Source organism: Pseudomonadales bacterium (genome assembly GCA_013215025.1).
GTDB lineage: Bacteria > Pseudomonadota > Gammaproteobacteria > Pseudomonadales > DT-91 > DT-91.
In genome coordinates, this window is sequence record JABSRR010000192.1 from 1 (window position 1) to 5053 (window position 5053).

5 protein-coding genes are annotated in these 5053 nt (G+C 46.5%); all 5 read right to left on the minus strand.

The features are described from left to right. The coding region (locus HRU21_11455; GenBank protein NRA42905.1) for a 1-acyl-sn-glycerol-3-phosphate acyltransferase at positions 1–563 on the minus strand (563 nt) is incomplete at its 3' end. Between the two features lie 79 nt (positions 564–642). Further along, a complete protein-coding gene (gene folE, locus HRU21_11460) occupies positions 643–1281 on the minus strand; it encodes a GTP cyclohydrolase I FolE (protein NRA42906.1) in 639 nt (212 codons plus the stop codon). A gap of 133 nt (positions 1282–1414) precedes the next feature. Then, positions 1415–2866 carry a potassium transporter gene (locus HRU21_11465; protein ID NRA42907.1) on the minus strand — a complete coding sequence of 484 codons (1452 nt, stop codon included), beginning with the start codon at positions 2864–2866 and terminating at the stop codon, positions 1415–1417. Positions 2867–2914: 48 nt separating this feature from the next. After that, entirely contained in the window at positions 2915–4288 is a 1374-nt protein-coding gene (trkA, locus tag HRU21_11470) for a Trk system potassium transporter TrkA (protein NRA42908.1), read from the minus strand. Positions 4289–4303: 15 nt separating this feature from the next. Beyond that, positions 4304–5053, minus strand: a 750-nt coding sequence (locus HRU21_11475) for a methyltransferase domain-containing protein (GenBank protein NRA42909.1), incomplete at its 5' end; no start/stop codon positions are given.

Genomic DNA, 5053 nt, shown 5'->3' on the forward strand with positions numbered 1-5053 from the left:
ACAGCCAGCTCCACACCACCTCGTTTATAATTACCCTGTTTACCATAGGGTATGCGCGTTCCCTCAGGAAAAATTAATACCGGCATTTTTAACACTTGCAGCCTATGCAAACCAATGCGCAAAAGTTGCGAAAATGCTTTTCTACCTTTATGGCGGTCGATGGCAATCGGCTTGGTCATAGCAATGCCCCAACCAAAGCTCGGCATTAGCAATAAAGAGCGCTTCATGACCGTGCTAACCGGGTTTAATAAAATAAACAGAAAAAATGTTTCCCATGGACTTTGGTGCTTACAAAGCGCCACATAAGGTGTGTTAGGTAAATTATCTAGCCCCGTAATTTTATAGTTTATACCCGCAATGTATTTTGCCTGTAGTATCAGCAAACTGAGCAGCCGAGTTAAACAAAACCAGCGCCACTTAAATGGCAGCAAAACAAATAGCGGAATAAGGAAAATTCCGCCAGACAGGATGCTTGGAATACTGATGATATAAAACAGCAAGGAGCGCAAGAAGCTAACGAATGTAGCTTCAGGCAAATGAGCATTTTTATTCTTCTTAGCCATAGCAAATGGAATTCACAAATTCACGATATTATCAGATATTTACCGTGATCGCTTTGTGAATTGCTATGAAAAAATAGAATTACGCTGCAAGAAACTCTGCGCGCGTGCTCGACTCTTTAAAAACACCACCGAGCGCTGTCGTTGTGGTGCTAGAGCTAGCATCCATGATGCCTCGCGCTTTGACGCAGTAATGTAAGGCATCGATTTTAATCGCAACGTCGTCAGTTTCCAGCAAGGTTTGTAAGGCAACCAACACTTGCTGAGTAAGTCGCTCTTGCACTTGAGGTCTACGCGCAAAAAATTGCACAATCCGATTCAGCTTAGATAAGCCCATCACTTTTTCATTCGGAATATATGCAACGCTTGCGAAACCATCAATTGTAATAAAATGGTGCTCACAGGTGCTTAACACCGTAATGTCTTTTACTTTGACCATTTCGTCAACACGCATTTTATTGTCGATCTGCGTAATTTTTGGAAAATGACTGTAATCAAGTCCGGAGAACACTTCATCAACATACATTTTAGCTATGCGATGCGGAGTTTCCGTCAAGCTATCATCATTTAAATCGAGACCGAGCGTTTCAAGCACGCTGGTCATGGCAGTTTTTATGCGGTCATATTTTTGATCACGGTCGAGACCCGTCTCGACCAAGGGAGTTTCTAATCCTTTTGCAATCAGGGCATCTTGAACACGCTTTGCTTCGTCTGAGATCACTAAATTCACCAAGGTTTGATATTGGAATTGGGCTTTTGATACGCCGGCAGGTGTTGAGCAGATCAATTATACCTGATTCAAGAAAAAAATGTGTAACTGGCGAGATCACGCTAATCAAGGCCCCTAGGGCTGATTAACGGCGCCAGAAAGCGGGTGTAAACAACACCAATAAGGTAAAAATCTCCAGTCGGCCCAACAGCATTGCCAAGCACATAACCCACTTTGCTGCCGTACTAACATCTCCATAATGGCTGGCCACTGCGCCAAGGCCAGGCCCTAGATTATTCAGCATGGCTAATGATGCTGAATACGCGGTAAGAAAGTCTAAACCGGTCATCATCAGCAGCATAAACAGGGCAAAAAACACCACGATATAAATAGCAAAGAAACTCCACACTGCTGATAACACAGGCGCAGGCACTTTACGTTTGCTAAGCTTCAAGGGAATAACTGCATTGGGATGAATCAAATGACGTAATTCTCGCAGCCACTGTTTGACAATCAGTAGCACGCGAATCACTTTAATACCGCCACCGGTAGAACCTGCACAGCCCCCAACCAAACTGAGCAACACAAGCAATATCGGCATAAAAGACGGCCAGCTGGCAAAATCGGTAGTGGTAAAGCCCGTCGTTGTAGCCATCGACACCACTTGAAACACGCCTTCAGCCCAAAAATAGTTCAGCTGTTGATCTAGTCCATAAAACCAGCCAGCAATCAGCACTATAATAATCATTGTGAGGATAAAGGCGGCATAAAACTTTGCCTCTGAGTCGCGTAAGTACTGCCACATAATGCCTTTTTGCCAGGTCATGAAATGCAGCGCAAAATTAATCCCCGCGACAAACATAAAAAAACTGGCAACGGCATAAATAAGTGGACTATCAAAATAGCCCATCGACGCGTCATGTGTTGAAAAGCCCCCTATCGCCAAGGTAGAAAAGCTGTGACAAATAGCATCAAATACAGACATCCCGGCAAGCCAGTAGCTGAATGCACAAATCATGGTCAGCGCCGAATAAATAATAAATAACCACTTAGCCGTTTCAGTAATGCGCGGCGTCATTTTAGAATCTTTCACCGGCCCAGGCGTTTCGGCACGATAAAGCTGCATACCGCCAATACCTAGCATCGGCAAGATCGCAACCGCAATAACGATAATACCAATACCGCCTAACCACTGAAGCTGCTGACGATAGAACAGAATCGACTGCGGCAATTGATCAAGCCCGGTTAATACCGTGGCACCGGTAGTCGTTAGACCCGACAGTGACTCAAATACGGCATCAACCGCGGTTAAATCTAAGCTAGCATCAAATAAAAATGGCACTGCACCAAACACTCCTAGCACCAGCCAGAATAATGCGGTAATTAAGAAACCATCGCGCGTTCGCAACTCTGCCTGCGCTTTGTATACAGGCACCCAAATCGTTAAGCCTGCGGCAAAGGTAAATAGAAATGCATAAATAAAGCTGCTATGCGCGCCGTCTTGATAAAGCATCGACACCGCCAGCGGGATAAGGTGAGTCAGACTGAACAACATCAGCAGCACACCTAGAATTCTAAAAATAATGGCTACATGCATGAATTATTTCGCTGCTAACGGCCTGTTACTTTGTTTGAAAGTCATTCATTAAATAAAGGTGAAGCCAACCGAGAATAATTTTTCGACTTCTCGTATTGAGTGCTTATCAACCAGAAATAGGATTACGTGGTCATCACTTTCAACCACTACGTGACTATGCGCAATAATCACGTCTTCGCCACGCACAATACAGCCAATAGTCACGCCATCTGGCAAGGCGATTTCTGCCAAACTGCGACCCACAACTTTAGAACTTTTTTCATCGCCATGCGCGATGATTTCAACGGCCTCGGCCGCGCCCCGTCGTAGCGAATAAACGTTCGAAAACTCGCCGCGACGAACATGTTTTAATAAACTGCCAACCGAGACCTGCTGCGGCGATAAGGCGATATCGATTTCGCCGCCCTGCACCAAATCTACATAGGCCATATTGGCGATTAGGGTAATAACTTTGGCCGCGCCCAAGCGTTTAGCCAACAAGGACGACATAATATTTGCCTCATCATCATTGGTTAAGGCGCAAAAAACATCACAGCTATCAATATTTTCTGATACTAACAAATCTTTATCCGAGGCATTACCATGCAATACGATTGAGCGATTAAGATTATCTGATAGCTTTTCACAGCGGTCGCGGTTTCGATCGATAATTTTCACTTGATGACGATGCTCAATAGCCTTCGCTAAATTCGAGCCAATATTTCCGCCGCCAGCAATCATCACGCGCTTATAAGGTTTATCATGGCCGCGCAACTCGCTCATCATCATCGATATATGCTCTCTCGCGGCAATAAAGAACACCTCGTCATCGACCTCAATAACCGTATCGCCCTCTGGAATAATCGAGCGATCACGACGAAAAATGGCGGCAACCCGGGTGTCAATGTTTGGCATATGGCGTGGTATCTGATTCAGCGCCTGACCAACAATAGGCGCACCGTAAAACGCCTTAACCCCCACCAATCTGACTCTATCATCGGCAAAGTCAACCACTTGCAGCGCCCCCGGATGTTCCAGCAAGCGCTCTATATATTTGGTCACCAGCTGCTCAGGGCTCATTAAGAAATCAACCGGTATCGCCTCCTTACAAAATAAGTCTTGCTCGCGGGTATAGCTATTGTGGCGTACACGACAAATCTTGGTGGGCGTCTTGAACAAGGAGTAGGCAATCTGACAGGCCATCATATTGATTTCATCGCTGTCGGTCACTGCGATGATAATGTCCGCATCCTCGGCGCCAGCTTTTTTTAGGGTCGACGGGTGAGAGGCATAGCCCGTGACGGTGGCAATATCCAGCCGATCTTGCAACTCACGCAGCTTCTTACGATTACTGTCAACAATGACAATATCGTTTTTTTCACTCGATAAGCTTTCCGCTATCGAGGAACCAACCGAACCTGCGCCTAGTAATAATATTTTCATCGGATCATCAAGTGTTTAGCACGGCTTTTGCAATCTTGCATAGTAAAATCCATCTTGCGCCCTGTGGTCTGGCAATAGTTGCCAACCATAGTCGGTTTGCAACCCGTTTGGCAATGTTATTGGTAAAACTTTCACCGCGGGCTGCTGCGCGATAAAGCCTGCAATCACCGCATCGTTCTCTTGCGGCAAAATTGAGCAGGTTGCATATAGCAGGATGCCACCAGGCGCTAAGCACTGCCACAGTGTCAGTAAAATCTGTAACTGCTGCTGCGCCAGCATATCGATGTCTTCGGCTTGGCGCAGTAATTTAATATCGGGGTGACGCCGAATCACCCCGGTTGCACTGCAGGGCGCATCACAGAGAATACGGTCAAATGGCTGGCCATCATACCAGGCGCTTAAATCTGCAATATCAGCAGCCACCAAGCGCGCTGACAACTGCAGCCTGGCTAAATTTTCCGCAACCCGCTGTAACCGATCAGCCTCGAGATCGACCGCTAACAATGATGCAAGGTCCTGCTGTGCCTCTAAAATATGCCCGGTTTTACCACCCGGCGCAGCGCAGGCGTCAAGCACGCGTTGCCCAGGCTGCAAATCTAATAATGGGGCACATAGCTGCGGCGCCTCGTCCTGCACACTGAACAACCCCTCAGCAAAACTTTCAAGCTTAGTTAGCTGCTTAGGCTTGTCCTCTAAGTATAAGGCTGCCTGCGATAGCACCCCGAGTCGACTGTTTATGCCTTCGCTTTTCAGCTGCTGCTGCAG

Bases quoted from the DNA above. Each gene is read 5' to 3' on its own strand.
- HRU21_11465 (NRA42907.1), bottom strand. From the start codon at position 2,866: ATGCATGTAGCCATTATTTTTAGAATTCTAGGTGTGCTGCTGATGTTG.
- trkA (NRA42908.1), bottom strand. From the start codon at position 4,288: ATGAAAATATTATTACTAGGCGCAGGTTCGGTTGGTTCCTCGATAGCG.